Consider the following 19,150-nt stretch of genomic DNA (forward strand, 5'->3'; position numbering starts at 1 on the left):
GAGCACGCCCGGCGCCGCCCAGCCCGCGCAGGTCGACGGTGAAGAAGTGGTGCTCCTCGTCGACGACCTGCGCGTCTCCTTCCCGACGCCGGCCGGCTGGGTCACCCCGGTGCGCGGCGTCTCGTTCACGATCTCGCGCGGTGAGGCGATCGGTGTCGTCGGCGAATCCGGCTCGGGCAAGAGCCTCACCGCGCTCGCGGCCGCCCGCCTCATCGAACGCCCGGGTCATGTCGCCGCCGCCCGCCTCGACTTCTGCGGCACGCCGTTGATGACCACATCGGACCGCGCGGTGCGGAGCCTGCTCGGCACCTCGCTCTCGATGGTGTTCCAGGACCCGATGACCTCGTTCAATCCGACCAGGCGCATCGGATCGCAGCTCGCCGAGGCCGCCTCCGAGCACCAGGACATCACCCGGAAGCAGGCCATGGATCGGGCGATCGAACGCCTGCAGTCGGTCCGGGTGCCCGCGGCCACCCGACGCGCCCACCAGTACCCCCACGAGTTCTCCGGCGGCATGCGACAGCGCGCCATGATCGCCATGGGACTCATGAACCACCCGCGTCTGATCATCGCGGACGAGCCGACGACAGCGCTCGACGTGACCGTGCAGCGGCAGGTGCTCCAGCTGTTGGCGGGCGTGCGCCGCGACACCGATGCGGCCATCCTGCTGATCAGCCACGACATCGCCGTGGTCGCCCAGACCTGCGACCGCGTGCTGGTCATGTACGCGGGCCGCATCGTCGAGGACCTGCCTGCGGCCACGCTGCACACCGACGCCCGGCACCCGTACACGCGAGCCCTGCTCGAGGTCGTTCCCGAGCTCGACGCCGACCGCAGCGAGCCGCTCAAGATGATCCCCGGCCGTCCCCCGGCTCCCGGGGCATTCCCGGTCGGCTGCGCGTTCGCCGCCCGCTGTCCTCTCGCGACCGATCTCTGCCGCGAGAGCGATCCCGAGCTGGTGGCGGATGCCGATGGACACCGCGTCGCGTGCTGGCACCCGGTGGACGGCGAGGCCCCGGTCCCGGTGGCGATCGCCACGGTCGCCGACGAGACGACCGCAGAAGAGGAAGAGACGGTCCTGCGATGAGCGAGCTGCGTTTCGATCAGGTCAGCGTGCGCTACGGCACGCATCGTTCCGGCCTCACCGCCGTCGACGACGTCTCGCTCGTGGTCCCATCCGGATCCGTCGTCGGACTCGTCGGCGAGTCGGGATCCGGAAAGTCGACCCTGGCCCGCGCGGCGATCGGGCTGGCCCCGATCAGCGAGGGGACCATCACGCTCGACGGCGTGGACGTGCGGACCTTCCGTCGTCGTCGCCCGATCCAGATGGTGTTCCAGGATCCGTTCTCCTCACTCGATCCGCGCATGACGATCGGCGAGTCGATCGCCGAGGCGCTGCCGCGTGACATCCGCGGTGCGAACGCCCGGCGCACCGAGGTCGCCCGTCTGCTCGACCTCGTGAGCCTCGACGCCGACCGCGCGCAGTCGCTCCCGGCCGCGCTCTCGGGCGGACAGCGTCAGCGCATCGCCCTGGCCAGGGCGCTCGCCGCCCGGCCCGAGGTCGTGATCGCCGACGAGATCACCTCAGCACTCGACGTGTCGGTGCAGGGCTCCGTGCTCAACCTCGTGCGGGAGCTGCGTGGCGAGCTCGACCTCACGATGCTGTTCATCTCGCACAATCTGTCTGTCGTGCGCTACCTGAGCGACCACATCGCGGTGATGTACCTCGGGCGCATCGTCGAGTTCGGGCCCACCGAGCAGGTGCTCGCCGACCCGCAGCACCCGTACACGCGGGATCTGCTGCAGGCGGCGCCCACCCGGCACGGGAACCTGCTCGCGGTCGATCCGCTCGCACCGATCGATGTCGAGCCGGCCGATCCGCACGCGCCGCCCAGCGGATGCCGCTTCCACCCGCGGTGTCCGATCGGCCCGGCCGCACGACCCGACCGTCAGATCTGCGTCATCGCGGAGCCTCCGCTGCCCACGGGCACGGCGGGCGCTGCCTGTCATTTCGCGGGGACGCCTGCCGACGCCGCGCTCGGGACTGTGCCCACCTCCCAAAGCATCCCCCTGGTTTCGGCCGCGACCACAACACGGTCCCCGCTCTCAGCGGACACAGTGGACTGACCATCGATTGGAGCTCTCATGAACCGCGTCACCGTCGACGACCTGCTCTCCGTCCGCACGCCCGAGCAGCCCGCGCTGTCTCCGGACGGCACCCGCATCGCCTTCGTGCTGCGGACCACCGACCGCGACGGCGACCGCGACGCACGGGCGCTGTGGCAGGTTCCGGCCGCGGGCGGAACCCCCTCCGCGCTGACCTACGCGACGGCGGACTCGACGCCGGTATGGAGCCCGGACGGCTCGCAGCTGGCGTTCCTGCGCGCGCAGGACGGCCCCGCGCAGATCTGGCTCCTCCCGGCTGCCGGTGGCGAGGCGCGCAACCTCACGACTCTCCCTCTCGGCGCCGGCGCCCCCGCCTGGAGCCCCGACGGACAGCGCATCGCCTTCACGGCGCCGGTCGACGGTGCCGCGCTCCCCGGCGAGGGCGCGGAGACCATCCTCGCTCGGCGTTCGGCACCGACGGCCACCGACCGTCTCGGCTACAAGGCGGACGGCGCGGGGAACCTCGGCACCCTCGTGCAGCAGGTGCACGTGCTCGACGTCGACTCGGGCGCCGTCACGGTCCTCACCCGCGGATTCTCCCACGCCTCCGAGCCGTTCTGGTCGCCCGACGGCACGCGGATCGCCTACTCGTCGAGTGTCGAGGACGATGCGGACCTGACGATGCGGATCCCCGTGTTCGTGCGCTCCTCCACCGACCCGAACAGCGAGGCCGTGCAGATCAGTGCCGCCGACGTGCAGGCCACAGCGGTCGGCTGGACTCCGGACGGTCGCCACGTGCTGGCGGCCGGACGTCTCGACACCGAGGTCGGCAACGCGGATCTGCTGCTGTTCCCGGTCGACGGCGGAGAGCCGCAGAACATCACGGGAAGCCTCGACCGCAACGTGATGCCGGGTGGCCCCGGCTACCCCGGTGGGATGCCGCGGTTCACCGACGGCGGGGACATCGTGTTCTGCCTGCGTGACAACGGCTACTCGCACGTGTACCGCGTGGCCCCCGACGGGTCGGGCGCTGTGACGCTCGTCGGCGGCACCGCGAACGTGTCCGGGCTGTCGGTCGCCGGAGCATCCGCGGCGATCGTGCTCGCCACACCGGAGTCGTTCGGCGACGTCGCACTCCTGGACCTCGCCGACGGGACGGCGAGCGTGCTCACCGGATACGGCACCCCCGACTTCGACCTCGTCCGCGCCGAGGAGCGCCGCTTCACGATCTCGGACGGCACGGTCGTCACCGGATGGCTGCGTCGAGACCCCGACGCCGCAGGGCCTCTCCCGCTGCTGCTCGACATCCACGGCGGCCCGCACAACGCGTGGAACGGCGCGGCCGACGTCATCCACCCGTATCACCAGGTGCTCGCACGACGCGGCTGGGCCGTCCTCACCCTCAATCCGCGCGGCAGCGACGGCTACGGCGACGCCTTCTTCTCCGCAGTCTCCGGAGGGTGGGGCGTCAGCGACGCGAACGACTTCCTCGAGCCGATCGACCAGCTCGTGGCCGAGGGCATCGCGGATCCGGCTCGCCTCGCCGTCACCGGCTACAGCTACGGCGGCTTCATGACCTGCTTCCTCACCTCGCGCGACGACCGCTTCGCCGCTGCCGTCGCCGGAGGTGTGGTCACCGACCTGTTCTCGATGGGAGGCACGTCCGACTTCGGCCACTACCTGTCGTCGAAGGAGAACGGCGGACTGCCCTGGCGCGACGAGGAGCGCATCTCGGCGCAGTCCCCGTTCACGCAGGTCGATCGGGTCACCACGCCCACCCTCATCCTGCACGGAGCGGCCGACGACCGCTGCCCCGTCGGTCAGGCGGAGCAGTGGTTCACCGCCCTGCGCGGACGCGGTGTCCCCACGCGTCTCGTGCTCTACCCCGGCGGTTCTCACCTGTTCGTCCTCTCCGGCGCACCCTCGCACCGGGCGGACTTCTCACAGCGCGTGATCGACTGGGTCGAGCAGTACGCCCCTGCCGCGGGGAAGCCCGTGCGCGCACGGCTCGACGCCCGGCACTGGCAGCAGCGGCTGAGCGCCCTGGCCGCAGCGCACAAGGTTCCTGGGGCGACCCTCGGCATCCTCCGCGTCGGCGAAGAGCCGGTATATGCGCATCACGGCATACTCAATGTGCGCACCGGCATCGAGACCACCGACGACTCCGTCTTCCAGATCGGCTCGATGACGAAGGTGTGGACCGCCTCCGTCGTGATGCGGCTCGTCGACGAGGGCAGGCTCGACCTCGATGCCCCGATCGTCGACTACCTGCCGGAGTTCTCCTCCTCGGATCCCGAGATCACCGGTCGTGTCACGATGCGCCACCTGCTCAGCCACACCAGCGGGATCGACGGCGACGTCTTCACCGACACCGGGCGGGGCGACGACACGCTCGAGAAGTACGTCTCGCTCCTGGACGGGGTCGCCCAGAACCACCCGCTGGGGGCGACCATGTCGTACTGCAATTCGGGGTTCGTGCTCGCGGGCCGCGTGATCGAGAAGATCACCGGCACCAGCTGGGACCAGGCCATGCGCGACCTGCTCATCTCGCCGCTCGGCCTCTCCCATTCCTCCACGCTCCCGGAGGAGGCCATCATGTTCCGGGCGGCCAGCGGCCACACCGAGACCGGCGACGACGGTCCCGTGCTCGCCCCGGCGTGGATGCTCCCCCGCGCGATGGGACCCGCGGGACTGGTGAACTCCACGACCGCCGACGTGCTCGCGTTCGCGCGCATGCACCTCACGGGAGGACTCGCCGCCGACGGCACGCGGGTGCTGTCGGAGGAGAGCGTGCGACGGATGCAGCAGCGGGAGGTCGACATGCCCGATCCGTACTCGCTCGGCGATGCCTGGGGCGTGGGGTGGATCCTGTTCGACTGGGACGGGCGCCGACTCTACGGACACGACGGGAACACCATCGGCCAAGCCGCGTTCCTGCGCATCCTGCCGGACGAGCAGCTCGCGGTGACGATGCTCACCAACGGCGGCAACACGCATGACCTGTATGCCGAGCTGTTCGACGAGATCTTCTCCGAGCTCGCGGATGTGCACGTGCCGGCGGGCCTCACCCCTCCGGAGGAGCCGTTCGCCGACGACTTCTCCGAGTTCGAGGGCATCTACGACCGCTCCGGGGTCCGCACCGAGATCTTCCGCGGCGACGAAGGTCTCCGCATGCGCACCACGCTCAACGGCCCCCTCGCCGCGCTGCTCCCCGACCCGGTGCAGGAGCACCCGCTGGTCCCGGTGCGTCACGGCGAGTTCGTGATGCGGCCGGAGGGCGAGCAGGGGTGGCATGCCGTGGTCTTCTACTCCCTGCCCACCGGCGAGCGCTACCTGCACCACGGCGTCCGCGCGGCGCCGAAGGTGTCGTGATGAGCGTGCAGGCGGACGTGGACCTCGACCGGGTCCTGGCCGACATCGAGACCCTCGTCTCCTGCGAGTCCCCCTCCGACGACCTCGACGCCGTCTCCCGCAGCGCCGATGTCGTCGCATCCCTCGGCGAGCGGCTGCTGGGCGTGGCCCCCGAGCGCATCGTGATCGAAGGGCGCACGCATCTGCGGTGGCGGTTCGGCGAACCGGTGGTGCTGGTGCTCGGTCATCACGACACGGTCTGGCCGCTCGGCTCGCTGCGGAGACTTCCGTTCCGCCTCGACGACGGCGTGCTGCGGGGGCCGGGATGCTTCGACATGAAGACCGGCGTGGTGATGGCATTGCACGCCGTGGCGGCGCTGCCCGACCGCACCGGCGTCAGCATCCTGATCACGGGTGACGAGGAACTCGGTTCGCCGAGCTCACGCGCACTGATCGAGCAGGAGGCGCTCGGCTGTGCCGCGGCTTTCGTGCTGGAGGCCGCGGCCGAGGGCGGCGCCGTGAAGATCGCGCGCAAGGGCGTCTCGCTCTACCGGGTGCACGTCACCGGCCGGGCGGCTCACGCCGGGCTGGAACCGGAGCGCGGGGTGAACGCCGCCATCGAGGCCGCGCATCTGCTGCTCGCGATCGCCGACCTCGGCGACCGCGCGGCGGGGACCAGTGTGACCCCTACGCTCGTGCGCGCCGGCAGCACCACGAACACGGTGCCGGCCGCGGCGGAGTTCGCGGTCGACGTACGGGTGCGCACAGTGGCGGAGCAGGACAGGGTGGATGCGGCGCTCCGCGACCTCCCTCCGACGATTCCGGGTGCGTCCGTCCGTATCGAGGGCGGTGCGAACCGACGTCCGCTGGAGCCGGAGTCGTCGGCGCACCTGTTCGCGCAGGCGGTCGCGATCGCCGCGCGCACCGGACTCACTCCGTTCCAGGGCGTCGCGGTCGGCGGGGCCTCGGACGGCAACTTCACCGCAGCGCTCGGCGTGCCGACGCTCGACGGCCTCGGTGCCGTCGGCGGTGGCGCGCACGCCGATGACGAGCACGTGGTGATCGCGATGATCCCCGAACGCACCCTGCTGCTGCAGGAGCTGATCGCCACCGTCCTGGCCGAGCGGGAGACACCGCTCGATCGGGATGCACGGGCCGGAGGAAGGGCATGAGCATGACGGATGCCGCCGCGTTCCGCGCTTCGCCGGAGGAGGCGGCCGATGCCGCGAGCGCCGCCGCCAGGAGAGCGGGAGTGGATATCCGCCTGCTTTCGGAGGTGGACGACTTCGCCCGGGTCGCCGAGCTGTTCCAGAGCATCTGGACGAAGCAGGGCGAGGCCTCTCCCGTCAACGTCGAGACCCTGCGGGCGCTGTCGAAGGCCGGCAGCTACGTGGGCGGCGCCTTCGAGCACGACGAGCTGGTGGGAGCGTGCTTCGGGTTCTTCGCCGCCCCCGGCCAGCGCGCCCTGCACAGCCACATCGCCGGTGTCTCCTCGCGCATGCGGGGCCGCAGCGTCGGCTTCGCCCTCAAGGTGCATCAGCGGGCATGGGCGCTCGACGAGGGGCTGGACGAGATCTCCTGGACGTTCGATCCGCTCATCAGCCGGAACGCGCATTTCAACCTCGTGAAGCTCGCGGCGAGCCCGACGTCGTATCACCGCAACTTCTACGGACACATGGCCGACGCCCTCAACGGCGCGGACGACACCGATCGGATGCTGGTGACCTGGTATGTGCGCGACCCCCGGGTCGTGGCCGCCTGCCACGGCGATCCCGCCGTCTCCGCCGACCGACCCGACGAGGGATTGACCGACGGATCCGCCGACGGATTCGCGCACGTCGAGCCCCTGCTCAGCGTGGGCGAGGATCTCGGGCCGCTCCGTCATCGCACCGACGCGCGCCTGGTGCGCGTGGCGTTGCCGCGCGACATCGAGACCCTGCGTCTGACCGAACCCGCCCGCGCGACTGCGTGGCGTCTGGCGCTGCGGGAGACGCTCGGATCATCGCTGGAGGGTGGGGGTCGCGTGCTCGCGTTCGACCGCTCCGGCGCCTACACCATCGACAGAGGAGAACAGGGATGAAGCTCACCGGATTCGAGCTGCGCGTGATCGAGATGCCGCTGGTGTCGCCGTTCCGGACGTCGTTCGGGGTGCAGACCGTGCGCGAGGCGCTGCTGGTCCGCGCGGTCACCGACGAGGCGGAGGGCTGGGGCGAGGGGGTCGCGATGAACGACCCGTTGTACTCCTCCGAGTACGTGGAGGCGAGCGTGGATGTGATCACGCGCTTCCTGCTTCCGGCGCTCGCGCAGGTGAAGGATCTGGACGCGGGTGGCGTCGCGCCGGCGCTGGCGAAGTTCAAGGGGCACCGCATGTCGAAGGCCGCGGTCGAACTGGCGATCCTCGATGCGCAGCTGCGCGCGGCCGGAGTGCCGCTCTCCCGCGAGCTCGGTGCCGTGCGCGACCGGGTCGACTGCGGTGTCTCGGTCGGCATCATGGACTCCATTCCCGAGTTGCTCGACGCCGTCGGCGGATACCTCGACGAGGGGTACGTGCGCATCAAGCTGAAGATCGAGCCGGGATGGGACATCGACCCCGTGCGCGCGGTGCGGGAGCGCTTCGGCGACGACGTGCTGCTGCAGGTCGACGCGAACACCGCGTACCACCGCGGCGACGCCCGGCATCTTGCCAAGCTCGACCCGTTCGGCCTGCTCCTGATCGAACAGCCCCTCGACGAGGAGGATCTGCTCGGCCACGCGCAGCTCGCCCGGGCCATCACGACTCCGGTGTGCCTCGACGAGTCGATCGTGTCGGCCCGCGCGGCGGCGGATGCGATCGCCCTCGGCGCGTGCTCGATCGTGAACATCAAGCCCGGCCGCGTCGGCGGATACCTCGAAGCGCGTCGCATCCACGACGTGTGCGTGGCCAACGACATCCCGGTGTGGTGCGGCGGGATGCTCGAGACCGGGATCGGCCGTGCGGCGAACGTCGCTCTCGCGGCTCTGCCCGGCTTCACGCTCCCCGGCGACACCTCGGGTTCGGGCCGCTACTACTCCCGCGACATCACCGAGCCGTTCGTCGTCGAAGACGGCACGCTCACGGTTCCGACGGGCCCGGGGATCGGGGTCACCCCGGATCAGGCTGCTCTGGACGCCGTGACGGTCCGCACCGAGTGGATCGCCGTCTGAGCACAGGATGACCGCCCGAGCGGGGCACGACGATCCTGTCGAGATCGACCAAGAGTCGATACGATTTCGTCGTGCCCCACAGCTCCGCGACCGGCGGTCTCCCCCTACCCTGGGCCCTGTGCTCATGTCCGTGACGACCAGGCCCCGCGCCAGCCTCGGCCGGGTCATCGAAGACCTCGGCAACACCCTGCTCGAGGTCGTGAGCGGTGCGGCCGACGACGACGCCGAGATCGAGACGGTCGTCATCCACGACGTCCTCGACGATGCCATGCCGATGCGCGGTGCCCTCGTCCTCGGCGTCGGGCTGAGCGACCCCGAGGAGATCGCCGCACTGCTGCAGACCCTCGCCGCCCAGCACGCCTCCGCCCTCGTGCTACGCGCCCCGGTGCGCGCCGAGCAGCCGGTGCGCGATGCGTCCGAGGCCACCGGCATCCCTGTCCTCGCCCTCACCCGCGGGGCGTCGTGGGCACAGTTGGCCGCGATGCTGCGCTCGCTCATCGCCGAGGGCGACGTCGGCGATCAGGGAGCCACCACGCTCGGCGGGATGCCTTCCGGCGATCTCTTCGCCCTCGCCAACGCGATCGCCACCTTGTTGAACGCCCCGGTCACGATCGAGGACCGCAACTCCCGGGTCGTCGCGTTCTCGGGGCGCCAGCACGAAGCCGATCCGGCACGCATCGAGACGGTTCTCGGACGACAGGTCCCCGAGCGGTTCGCACGCCAGCTCGAAGAGCGCGGGGTCTTCCAGGAGCTGTATCGCAGCGAGGATCCGATCGACGTCGGCCCCGTGCTCAACACCGAGGGCCTTCCGTCCTTCCCCCGCGTGGCGCTGGCGGTACGCGCGGGCGACGAGATCCTCGGATCGATCTGGGCCGCGGTGCAGGAGCCGCTCTCCCCCGACCGTGTGCGTGCGCTGAAGGACTCCGCCGGCTTGGTGGCCCTGCACATGCTGCGCCTGCGGGCCGGTGCCGATGTCGAGCGCCGGCTGCGCGCCGACCTGCTCGCCACCATCCTCGAAGGGGGTCCGGGGGCGGCGGATGCCACGGCGCGGCTGCGGCTGAACGACCACCGATGCGTGGTCCTCGCGCTGTCCGCGGCGGAAGAGGCCGACGACGAACCATCGGCCGGCGCCCGGGGTGTCGCGGAGAGACAGCACATCGCCGACGCCTTCGCCGTGCACCTGGGCGCGGTCTACCTCCGTTCCGCCGTCGCCGTGATCGGCGATGTCGTGTACGCCGTGGTCGGCACCCGCCCGGAGCAGGGCGATGCCGAATCCGGAGCCGAGCGCAGCGACGCGGACAACCGCGCTGCGCGTGTGGCCACCGACTTCCTCGGTCGGCTCGGAGCGACCAGCGAGATCCGCATCGGCGTCGGCACGGTGGCGGACGAGACCACCGGCATCCCCTCATCCCGCGCGAACGCCGACCGCGCCCTCCGCGTGGTCCGACAGGCCCCGTCGCATGAACCGGTGGCACGCTTCACCGCTGTGCAGATGGAGGCACTGCTGGTCGAGCTCGGCGACCTCGTGCGTGCACGGGGTGACCAGCCCACCGGCCCCGTCGCTCAGCTCCTCGCCCAGGATCGGGAGAAGGGCACGCACCTGGTCGAGACGCTGCGGGCCTGGCTCGATGCCTTCGGCGATGTCGCGGTGGCCGCGGCCCGGGTCTACACGCACCCGAACACCTTCCGGTATCGGCTGCGCCGACTGTCGGAGATCAGCGGACTCGATCTGACCGATCCGGAAGCCCGGTTCTCGGCCATGGTGCAGCTGCGTCTGCTCGTTCCCCGCGACTGACGCACCCCTCGCACCATCAGGGGACAGCGCCACCTCAGGGACAGTGCCGCATCAGCGGACAGCGCCACCTCAGGGACAGCGCCTGCCCCGCCCCTCCCGGGGACGGGGCCGGCAGAGGCTCGTGGCCCGTCGCCGTCGACACCCGGCAGGGGCGGCTCGTGGCCTCTCCGTCGAGTGCGCGTGATGCCCGCTCGTGGCCGACATCCTGCGTATCTGACACTCATTTCAACACGTATAGGGCATTCAGACCATAGAGTGAGCTTCGATTGATCGATCCGATCAATCCACGCGACCCGAAGAAGGCGACGGTGATCGAAATGGCCAACCTCGACGAGACCGACCGACGGATCCTCACGGTGCTCGACACCGACCCACGGCGCCCGGTGGCCCTGATCGCCCAGGACCTCGGCCTCGCACGCGGCACCGTGCACGCACGTCTCGACCGTCTCGAGTCGGGTGGCTATCTGCGTGCGCACAGCTCGCGCATCCTCCCGCAGGCACTGGGCCGCGGCGTCGCCGCCTCGATCCTCGTCGAGCTCGACCAGCACAAGATCACCGCCGCGATCGAGGCGCTCAGCCGTGTTCCCGAGGTGCTGGAGTGCTTCGCGCCGGCCGGTGACACCGACCTGCTGCTGCGCGTCGTCGCCCGGGACCCGGACGACCTCTACCGCGTCGCCGAGGTGGTGCGGCTGTGCCCCGGCATCCTCCGCACCTCGACGAGCCTGTTCCTGCGCGAGGTCATCCCCTACCGGGTGAGCGCACTGCTGCAGGCGGAGTGAGCGTCTCGCCCGTCAGCCGATGATGCGCGCGCCCGGAACGGGACCGTGCACATGCAGGGGGTCGAGCCCTCCCTCCCGCAGCGAGGACTGCACGTCCTGTGCGGTCTCGGGATCGGGGCACAGCAGTGCCACGGTGGGTCCGGAACCGGAGACGATGCCCTGCAACGCGCCGGCAGCGACCCCCTGACGGATCGTGTCGGCGAGGTCGGGTCGCTCGTAGAGGGCCGCAGCCTGCAGATCGTTGAACAGCGTCTCGGCGAGGCTCACCGGGTCGCCCGACCGGAGCGCCTGCAGCACCGGGATCGGCACGTCGAGCGACAGCGGAGGATCGTCGGCGAGAGCCCCCTCCTCCTCGCGCAGCAGGTCGAGGCGCTCGTAGACCACGGGCGTCGAGAGCCCCTGCTCGCTGGGCACCAGGATCCAGTCGAAGCGTCCGCGCGCGAGTGCCGGGTTGAGCTGATCGCCGCGACCGGTGCCGACCGCCGTGCCGCCGTGCAGCGCGAAGGGCACATCCGCGCCGAGACGCGAGGCGAGGTCGTGCAGGCGCGTCTGCGACAGCCCGGTGCCCCACAGCGCATCGCAGGCGACCAGGGCGGCCGCAGCATCCGCAGATCCTCCCCCCATGCCCCCCGCGACGGGCACACTCTTGCGGATCTCCAGGGCGACCCCGCCGCGATGATCCACGGCCGCGGCGAGCAGCTTGGCCGCACGCATCGCGAGGTTGCGGTCGTCGAGAGGAACCGAGCCGATGTCTTCCACACCCGAGACCGTGACCGAGAAGTCGTCGGCCGGGCGCGCGATCACGTCTTCGTAGAGGGAGACCGCCTGGAACACCGTCGCCAGCGCGTGGTAGCCGTCGTCATGCCGCCCGCCGACCCCGAGGAAGACGTTGATCTTCCCCGGGGCGCGCACGTGCACGGAATCGGTGAACGCGGCATGGCTCATGATCGGGTCACAGCTCCGAGGACTTCGCCCACAGGTTGACGTCGATGCTCCCGGCGAGCTCGTCGATGCGGGCGAGCTCCTCCGTCGTGAAGGCGGGTCCGTTCACCGCCGCGATGTTCTCGTCCAGCTGTTCGGGACGCGAAGCGCCGATCAGTGCGGAGGCAACGACGGGGGTGCGCAGCGTCCACTGCAGGGCGAGCTGCGCGAGCGACTGGCCGCGTCCCTGCGCGACCTCGTTGAGTGAACGCAGCGTCTGCACCGCGTCGTCGGTGAGCCGGCCCTCCGGCAGCGAGCCGCGCTTCTGCGCGCGCTCGGCCGTACCGTCGCCGAGGTACTTGTCGGTGAGCAGCCCCTGCGCCAGCGGCGTGAAGGCGATCGCCCCCAGGCCCGACTGCTCGAGGGTGTCGGTCAGGCCGTCCTCGACCCAGCGGTTGAGGATCGAATACGCGGGCTGATGGATGACCAGCGGCGTGCCGAGGTCCTTCGCGACCGCGACGGCCTCGGCCGTGCGCTCGGCGCTGTAGGACGAGATCCCGACGTACAGGGCCTTGCCCTGACGCACGAGCGTGTCGAGCGCGCCGACCGTCTCGGCGATCGGGGTGACCGGGTCGACGCGGTGCGAGTAGAAGATGTCGACGTAGTCGAGACCCATGCGGGTCAAGGACTGCTCTGCACTGGCGAGGATGTACTTGCGGCTCGCGAAGTCGCCGTAGGGGCCGGGCCACATGTCCCACCCGGCCTTCGACGAGATGATCAGCTCGTCGCGGTACGGGCGGAGGTCTTCGGCGAAGATGCGCCCGAAGTTCTTCTCGGCCGAGCCGTATGGCGGGCCGTAGTTGTTCGCCAGATCGAAGTGCGTGATGCCACGGTCGAACGCGTGGCGCAGCAATGCGCGTTGGTTGTCGAGTGGGATGTTGTCGCCGAAGTTCCACCACAGCCCGAGCGAGATCGGGGGCAGGTAGAGGCCGGACGTGCCGACCTGACGATAGGCGAACTGCTGGTAGCGGTTCTCGTCCGCCGCATACGGACGGTGCAGCTCGGGGACATCGGGGCGGAAGCGGGGGGAGTCGGTCACGGTGCCAGATTACTGGGTGGGAGCGACGTCGTCGGTGACGATCTCCGCAGCGGCGTCCGCCGCCGGGGCGTGCTGCGCGATGCGCTGGTAGTCCTCGACCGTGAGGTCTTCTCCGCGTGCGGTCGGGGCGACGCCGGCGGCGATCAGCACCTCCGACGCCGCGGCCGAGCTGCCGAAGATCCCGGAGAGGGCCTGGCGGAGCATCTTGCGGCGCTGGTTGAACGCCGCGTCCACGATCTGGAACGTGCGGCGACGCTCCTCCTCGGTGCCGCGCTCGCCCTCGGAGCGGTCGAAGCCGACGAGCAGGCTGTCGACGTTCGGCACCGGCCAGAACACCTGGCGGGAGACGTTGCCGGACAGCTTCCATTCCCCGTACCAGGCGGCCTTGACGCTGGGCGAGCCGTAGATCTTCGAGCCGGGCTTCGCGGCCAGGCGCTCGGCGACCTCGGCCTGGACCATCACGACGCCGCGCTGGAGGTAGGCGAAGTTCTCGAGGAAGTGCAGCAGCACCGGCACCGAGACGTTGTAGGGCAGGTTGGCCACCAGCACGGTGGGCTCCCCCGGCAGCGCGGTGATGCGCAGTGCATCCGCATCGACGACCGTGAGCCGATCGGCCTCGACGCCGTGCTCGGCCGCGGTCTGCGCGAGACGGGCGGCCAGTCGGTGATCGATCTCGACGGCTGTGACGGAGGCGCCGGTCTCGAGGATCGCGAGCGTCAGGGAGCCGAGCCCCGGTCCGACCTCGACCACACGCTCGTGCGGCTGCACGCGGGCCGCCTGCACGATCTTGCGGACGGTGTTCGCATCGGTGACGAAGTTCTGGCCGAGCTTCTTCGTCGGGGTGACGTCGAGCTCGGCGGCGAGGCGGCGGATCTCGGTGGCGCCGAGCAGGGTGACGGTCATCCTCCCATTCTCCCCCACTCCTTCGATGTCCCCCGCCGTCAGTAGTCTTCTCTGGTGCCTTCTCTCGGTGAACTCGTCGCGCCCCGCCGCATGGGCCGAGACTTCCGCTGGCTGCTCGCGTCGTCGTGGACGAGCAACGTCGGCGACGGCGTCGCGCTCGCGGCTGCTCCGCTGCTCATCGCGTCGATGACCTCGTCGCCGATCCTGGTGGCGGCCGGCGCGATCCTGCAGTTCCTCCCCTGGCTGCTCTTCGGCCTGCACGCCGGCGCGATCGCCGACCGCTTCGACCGTCGTCGCCTGGTCATGTTCGCCAACGCCGCCAGAGCCCTCGTGCTCGCAGCTCTCTGCGTGTTCCTCCTCACCGGGGTAGCGAACATCTGGATCGTGCTCGCGGTCGCGTTCCTCTACGGCACCGCCGAGGTCTTCGTCGACACGGCGGGAAGCACGCTGCTGCCCATGCTCGTGAAACCCGCAGACCTCGGCGTCGGCAACGCGCGCCTGCAGGCCGGATACCTGGTCGCGAACCAGTTCGCCGGTCCCCCACTGGGAGCATTCCTGTTCGCGGCCGGCACGGCGTGGCCCTTCCTGCTCGAGGTCGTGTGCGTGAGCTTCGCCGTGGTGCTCATCTCGCGCATGGCGAAGACGCCCGTCCCGCCCCGGGAGACGGACGCCCACCCGCCCGTGCACACCGACATCGCCGAAGGCCTGCGGTGGCTGTGGCGCAATCCGCCGGTGCGGATGCTGGTGCTCATCATCCTGGTCTTCAACATCACCTGGGCGGCCCCCTGGGGCGTCCTCGTGCTGTACGCCACCGAGCACCTGCACATGGGCGCGGTCGGCTACGGTGCACTCACGACGGCATCGGCGGCCGGGGGGATCCTCGCGACCCTCAGCTTCGGCTGGCTGGAACGGCACGTGTCGTTCGCGACGCTGATGCGCGTCGTGCTCTCGCTCGAGGTGCTCATGCACCTGTCTTTCGCACTCACCGCCACCGGCTGGGTGGCGCTGGTCATCATGTTCTTCTTCGGCGCCTACGCGTTCGTATGGGGCACGATCTCCACGACCGTCCGACAGCGACTGGTCCCCGCCGAGCTCCAGGGTCGGGTGGCGTCGGTGAACATGGTCGGGGTGTTCGGCGGCATGGTCGTCGGGCAGGCGCTCGGCGGCGTGATCGCCCAGGTGTGGGGGCTCACCGCACCGTGGTGGTTCGCGTTCGTCGGTGCCGCCCTCACGCTGCTGCTGGTGTGGAAGCCCATCTCGCAGATCGTGTCGGCGAAGCCCATCGCCGACACCGGGCCCGACGACGCGGAACCCGCGAGTCGGTCGGCGAACGAGCCTCAGGAGTCGAAGGAGCCGTAGACCCGCAGCGTGTTCTCGGCGAGCTGGGCGCACAGCTCATCCACGTCGAGACCGAGCTCTGCGGCCATGAAGCGCACCGTGATCGGCACCAGGTAGGGCGCGTTCGGGCGTCCGCGCAGCGGCACCGGGGTGAGGAACGGCGCATCCGTCTCGACCAGGAGGCGATCGAGCGGGGTGACCTTCAACGCATCGCGCAGATTCTGGGCGTTCTTGAACGTGACGTTGCCGGCGAACGACAGGTGGTACCCGGCGTCGGCGCAGATGCGCGCCATCGCGTCGTCGCCCGAGAAGCAGTGGAACACCGTGCGCTCCGGGGCGCCGAGGCGGGAGAGCGTCTCCAGCACGGCGTCGTGCGCGTCGCGGTCGTGGATCTGCATCGCGATGCCGTGCTTCTTCGCGAGCGCGATGTGCGCCTCGAACGACTCGAACTGCGGCGCCTGCCGCTCTGGCTCCGTGCGGAAGAAGTCGAGCCCCGTCTCGCCGATCGCCCGGGTGCGCGGGTGTGCGGCGAGCTCGTCGATCACCGCGATCGCCTCATCCAGACGCCCCTCCTCTGCGTACGTCGGCGCATCGTTCGGGTGGATCGCGACGGCGGCCAGCACACGAGGGTCGGATGCCGCGGCCTCGACCGCCCACCGCGACGACTCGATGTCGCCCGAAGCCTGCACGACCCCGGCGATGCCCACAGCCGCCGCCCGGTCGAGCTGCTCGCTCAGCGAGAGCGGATCGTCTCCGTCGAGGATCTCGAGGTGCGCATGGTTGTCGTACACCGGAACCGTCAGCGGTTCGGGGGCGGACGGATACTTCAGATCCTTGCGTCCGTCCCCCGAACGCTCACGCACGTAGGTCTCGGCCATCTCTTCGCGCTCTGTGTTCCGGGCCGCGGGCTCAGCCCGCTGACTCCACCCGCGGGAACAGCGGCGAGAGGCCGTTGACACTGGTGCCGGGGCGCAGCACGCCCCAGGCACCCGCCTCGCGGATCGGCTGGTCCTGCAGGCGGCCCAGGGTCTCGGCGGCGCCGAGGGCGACCCAGAGCTTCTCGGTCGATTCCGGCATCACCGGCGACAGCAGCACCGCGAGGGCGCGCAGCCCCTCGGCGCAGGTGTACAGCACGGTGCCGAGGCGTGCGCGCTGGTCCTCGTCTCCGCTGTTCGCCTGCTTGGCCAGTGCCCACGGCTCGTTCGCGGTGATGTAGCCGTTGAGCGCATCGACGATCGTCCAGATCGCCGAGATCGCCTCATCGATCCGGAACTGCGCGACGGCGGCATCCGCGTTCGACGCTGCATCGGCCACGATCTTCTGGATCGCGAGATCCTTCTCGGTGTACTCGGCCGCCGGCGGCACGACGCCATCGAAGTACTTCTCGATCATCGCGGTCGTGCGCGAGGCGAGGTTGCCGAAGCCGTTCGCGAGCTCGGCCTGGTAGCGGGCCGACAGGTCTTCCCAGGAGAAGGATCCGTCCTGACCGAACGCGATCGCCGAGAGGAAGTAGAAGCGGTACGCGTCGGAACCGAAGACGTCGGTGATCTCGGTCGGCGCGATGCCGGTGAGCTTCGACTTCGACATCTTCTCGCCGCCCACGAGCAGCCAGCCGTGCGCGAACACGCCCTTCGGCACGTCGAGGCCGGCCGCCATCAGCAGCGCGGGCCAGATCACCGCGTGGAAGCGCAGGATGTCCTTGCCGACCACGTGGTAGGCGGGCCAGCGGCGTGCGAAGGTCTCCTCATCGGAGCCGTAGCCGACGGCCGTGGCGTAGTTCAGCAGCGCGTCGACCCACACGTAGATGACATGCGATTCGTCCCAGGGCAGCGGGATGCCCCAGTCGAAGGTCGAACGCGAGATCGACAGGTCCTTCAGGCCCTGGCTCACGAAGGAGACGACCTCGTTGCGCGCGGAGTCGGGGCGCACGAAATCGGGCTGGGTCTTGTAGAGCTCGAGCAGGCGGTCCTGGAACTCGCTGAGCTTGAAGAAGTAGTTCTTCTCCTGCAGCAGTTCGAGAGGCTTGGAGTGGATCGCGCAGACCTTGAGTCCCTCGAAAGGACCGGTGCCGTCGACGATCTCCGACTCGGGCTTGAACTCCTCGCAGCCCACACAGTAGAGCGCCTCGTACTCGCCCGCGTAGATGTACCCGCGGTCGTACAGGCGTTGGAAGAACGTCTGCACGTTCGTCTCGTGCCGCTCCTGCGTCGTGCGGATGAAGTCGTCGTTGGCGACGTCGAGCGTCGTCAGCAGCGGGAACCAGCTCTCGCTGACGAGCTTGTCGACCCATTCCTGCGGGGTGACGTTGTTCGCCGCCGCCGCGCGCAGCATCTTCTGACCGTGCTCGTCGGTGCCCGTGAGCATCCAGGTGTCATCCCCCGCCTGGCGGTGCCACCGTGCGAGCGTGTCGACGGCCACCGTCGTGTACCCGTGACCGATGTGAGGCACGTCGGACGGGTAGTAGATGGGCGTGGTGATGTAGAAGGATTCGCCTGCGGGCATGGAGCAATTCTAGGTGCGATGCCGCGGGTGGTTACGCGCTCAGCCGACGGAGACGTCGATGCGGTGCCATCCCTGCGCGCCGTCGGGTGCCGGGGCAGCCGGATCCGAGGTCTGCGTCTCGCCGTCGGCGCTCAGCGCCCGGCATTCGATGGTGTGCGAACCGCTCTCGGCGGTCCAATCGAGACTCCACTGCACCCAGGTGTCGGCGGAGATCGCGGTCGCGAGCTCGGCGGCGCGCCACGGGCCGTCGTCGATGCGCACCTCCACCCCGGCGATGCCGACGTGCTGCTGCCAGGCCATCCCGGCGATCACCGCGGCCCCCGCCGGGACCGACTGTCCACGGCGCGGGACGTCGATGCGGGACTGCAGCTTGATGGGCCCGCGATCCGACCACCCTCGCGTCGTCCAGTAGGCCGTGGCACGGTCGAACCGCGTCACCTCCAGCTGTGTGACCCACTTCGTGGCCGACACATAGCCGTAGAGACCCGGCACCACCATCCGCACCGGGAATCCGTGCTCGATCGGCAGCGGCTCTCCGTTCATGCCGATCGCGAGCAGAGCGTCGCGGTCATCCGTGAGCGCCTCGATCGGGGTCGATGCCGTGAAGCCGTCGGCCGAGGTCGAGAGCACCATGTCGGCGTCGCGATCCACACCCGCGCGCGCGAGCAGGTCCCGCACCGGAAGACCCAGCCAGCGGGCGTTGCCGATCAGTGATCCCCCGACCTCGTTCGACACGCAGGCGAGCGTCACGTCGGACTCCTGCATCGGCATGGCCAGTAGCTCGTCCCAGGTGATCTCGATCTCGCGGTCGACCATCCCGTGGATGCGCAGCGACCAGTCGGCCGGGTCGACCTGCGGCACGATGAGCGCGGTGTCGATCCGGTAGAACTCCGCGTTCGGTGTCACGACGGGAGCCAGACCGCGGATCCCCAGCTCCGCGCCGGCAGGAACCGTGGCCGCTGCGTGTGCCGCGCTCGGCAGCCGCAGGGCATCGCGGACGGCTTCGATCGAACGGCTCGCGCCGCGCGCGACGTTCCCGACGATGAGAGCCACGGCGCCGGCCGCGGCGACCCCGGCGGTCCACAGCAGGAACCGCCTCCGGTCCTCGTCGTCGGGCTGCAGGCCCGCGACCGGTCGCAGGCGTGCCACGAGGAGACGCAGAGGGATCACCGC

Annotated in this window: 15 protein-coding genes; 9 read left to right on the plus strand and 6 right to left on the minus strand. The window is 70.2% G+C overall.

Annotated features, from left to right (window positions below):
• The 8 genes from B2869_RS11335 to B2869_RS11370 all read left to right on the plus strand — a co-directional run.
• Window positions 1-1,087 (plus strand): ABC transporter ATP-binding protein (locus B2869_RS11335; RefSeq protein ID WP_292766509.1); only part of this gene is annotated, 1,087 nt, incomplete at its 5' end.
• The gene (locus B2869_RS11340) at window positions 1,084-2,127 is read left to right on the plus strand and encodes an ABC transporter ATP-binding protein (protein WP_081860137.1); all 1,044 of its coding nucleotides are present in this window, start codon (window positions 1,084-1,086) and stop codon (window positions 2,125-2,127) included. The genes B2869_RS11335 and B2869_RS11340, both read left to right, overlap by 4 nt.
• A gap of 18 nt (window positions 2,128-2,145) precedes the next feature.
• Entirely contained in the window at window positions 2,146-5,478 is a 3,333-nt protein-coding gene (locus B2869_RS11345; protein WP_292766512.1) for a serine hydrolase, read from the plus strand.
• On the plus strand, window positions 5,478-6,629 hold the full coding sequence (locus B2869_RS11350; RefSeq protein WP_292766515.1) for a M20 family metallopeptidase: 1,152 nt from the start codon (window positions 5,478-5,480) through the stop codon (window positions 6,627-6,629). Before B2869_RS11345 ends, B2869_RS11350 begins: the two co-directional genes overlap by 1 nt.
• Entirely contained in the window at window positions 6,626-7,537 is a 912-nt protein-coding gene (locus tag B2869_RS11355; protein ID WP_292766518.1) for a GNAT family N-acetyltransferase, read from the plus strand. Before B2869_RS11350 ends, B2869_RS11355 begins: the two co-directional genes overlap by 4 nt.
• On the plus strand, window positions 7,534-8,640 hold the full coding sequence (menC, locus tag B2869_RS11360) for an o-succinylbenzoate synthase (RefSeq protein WP_292766521.1): 1,107 nt from the start codon (window positions 7,534-7,536) through the stop codon (window positions 8,638-8,640). The genes B2869_RS11355 and menC overlap by 4 nt, the downstream gene beginning before the upstream one ends.
• Before the next feature lie 124 nt (window positions 8,641-8,764).
• Complete coding sequence (locus B2869_RS11365; protein WP_029259618.1) at window positions 8,765-10,435, plus strand: helix-turn-helix domain-containing protein; 1,671 nt, start codon at window positions 8,765-8,767, stop codon at window positions 10,433-10,435.
• Between the two features lie 317 nt (window positions 10,436-10,752).
• Window positions 10,753-11,214, plus strand: coding sequence for an Lrp/AsnC family transcriptional regulator (locus B2869_RS11370; protein WP_029267058.1), 462 nt, complete (start codon window positions 10,753-10,755; stop codon window positions 11,212-11,214).
• Window positions 11,215-11,226: 12 nt separating this feature from the next.
• Here B2869_RS11370 and B2869_RS11375 read toward each other — a convergent pair whose 3' ends face one another.
• Genes B2869_RS11375 through rsmA form a run of 3 tightly spaced genes read right to left on the minus strand, consistent with a single transcriptional unit; the run spans window position 11,227 to window position 14,137 of the window.
• A complete protein-coding gene (locus tag B2869_RS11375; RefSeq protein ID WP_292766526.1) occupies window positions 11,227-12,159 on the minus strand; it encodes a 4-(cytidine 5'-diphospho)-2-C-methyl-D-erythritol kinase in 933 nt (310 codons plus the stop codon).
• A gap of 7 nt (window positions 12,160-12,166) precedes the next feature.
• Window positions 12,167-13,234 (minus strand): L-glyceraldehyde 3-phosphate reductase, encoded by a 1,068-nt coding sequence (gene mgrA / locus B2869_RS11380; RefSeq protein ID WP_292766529.1) that lies wholly within the window; start codon window positions 13,232-13,234, stop codon window positions 12,167-12,169.
• A 9-nt stretch (window positions 13,235-13,243) separates the two neighbouring features.
• The gene (gene rsmA, locus B2869_RS11385; protein WP_021199900.1) at window positions 13,244-14,137 is read right to left on the minus strand and encodes a 16S rRNA (adenine(1518)-N(6)/adenine(1519)-N(6))-dimethyltransferase RsmA; all 894 of its coding nucleotides are present in this window, start codon (window positions 14,135-14,137) and stop codon (window positions 13,244-13,246) included.
• 90 nt (window positions 14,138-14,227) lie between these two features.
• Between rsmA and B2869_RS11390 the strand changes: the two genes are divergently transcribed.
• Window positions 14,228-15,496 carry an MFS transporter gene (locus tag B2869_RS11390; RefSeq protein ID WP_373695390.1) on the plus strand — a complete coding sequence of 423 codons (1,269 nt, stop codon included), beginning with the start codon at window positions 14,228-14,230 and terminating at the stop codon, window positions 15,494-15,496.
• Here the strand turns inward: B2869_RS11390 and B2869_RS11395 are convergent.
• From B2869_RS11395 to B2869_RS11405, 3 genes are all read right to left on the minus strand, one after another.
• Window positions 15,475-16,353, minus strand: coding sequence for a TatD family hydrolase (locus B2869_RS11395; RefSeq protein ID WP_292766537.1), 879 nt, complete (start codon window positions 16,351-16,353; stop codon window positions 15,475-15,477). The two genes, B2869_RS11390 and B2869_RS11395, sit on opposite strands and share 22 nt — an antisense overlap.
• 31 nt (window positions 16,354-16,384) lie before the next feature.
• A complete protein-coding gene (gene metG, locus B2869_RS11400; protein ID WP_029259613.1) occupies window positions 16,385-17,977 on the minus strand; it encodes a methionine--tRNA ligase in 1,593 nt (530 codons plus the stop codon).
• A 39-nt stretch (window positions 17,978-18,016) separates the two neighbouring features.
• Window positions 18,017-19,150 (minus strand): molybdopterin-dependent oxidoreductase (locus tag B2869_RS11405; RefSeq protein WP_292766540.1); only part of this gene is annotated, 1,134 nt, incomplete at its 5' end.

Source organism: Microbacterium sp. UBA3486, from assembly GCF_002377845.1.
Classification (GTDB): domain Bacteria; phylum Actinomycetota; class Actinomycetes; order Actinomycetales; family Microbacteriaceae; genus Microbacterium; species Microbacterium maritypicum_A.

Bases quoted from the DNA above. Each gene is read 5' to 3' on its own strand.
- B2869_RS11340 (WP_081860137.1), top strand. From the start codon at position 1,084: ATGAGCGAGCTGCGTTTCGATCAGGTCAGCGTGCGCTACGGCACGCAT.
- B2869_RS11345 (WP_292766512.1), top strand. From the start codon at position 2,146: ATGAACCGCGTCACCGTCGACGACCTGCTCTCCGTCCGCACGCCCGAG.
- B2869_RS11350 (WP_292766515.1), top strand. From the start codon at position 5,478: ATGAGCGTGCAGGCGGACGTGGACCTCGACCGGGTCCTGGCCGACATC.
- B2869_RS11355 (WP_292766518.1), top strand. From the start codon at position 6,626: ATGAGCATGACGGATGCCGCCGCGTTCCGCGCTTCGCCGGAGGAGGCG.
- menC (WP_292766521.1), top strand. From the start codon at position 7,534: ATGAAGCTCACCGGATTCGAGCTGCGCGTGATCGAGATGCCGCTGGTG.
- B2869_RS11365 (WP_029259618.1), top strand. From the start codon at position 8,765: ATGTCCGTGACGACCAGGCCCCGCGCCAGCCTCGGCCGGGTCATCGAA.
- B2869_RS11370 (WP_029267058.1), top strand. From the start codon at position 10,753: ATGGCCAACCTCGACGAGACCGACCGACGGATCCTCACGGTGCTCGAC.
- B2869_RS11375 (WP_292766526.1), bottom strand. From the start codon at position 12,159: ATGAGCCATGCCGCGTTCACCGATTCCGTGCACGTGCGCGCCCCGGGG.
- rsmA (WP_021199900.1), bottom strand. From the start codon at position 14,137: ATGACCGTCACCCTGCTCGGCGCCACCGAGATCCGCCGCCTCGCCGCC.
- B2869_RS11390 (WP_373695390.1), top strand. From the start codon at position 14,228: ATGGGCCGAGACTTCCGCTGGCTGCTCGCGTCGTCGTGGACGAGCAAC.
- B2869_RS11395 (WP_292766537.1), bottom strand. From the start codon at position 16,353: ATGGCCGAGACCTACGTGCGTGAGCGTTCGGGGGACGGACGCAAGGAT.
- metG (WP_029259613.1), bottom strand. From the start codon at position 17,977: ATGCCCGCAGGCGAATCCTTCTACATCACCACGCCCATCTACTACCCG.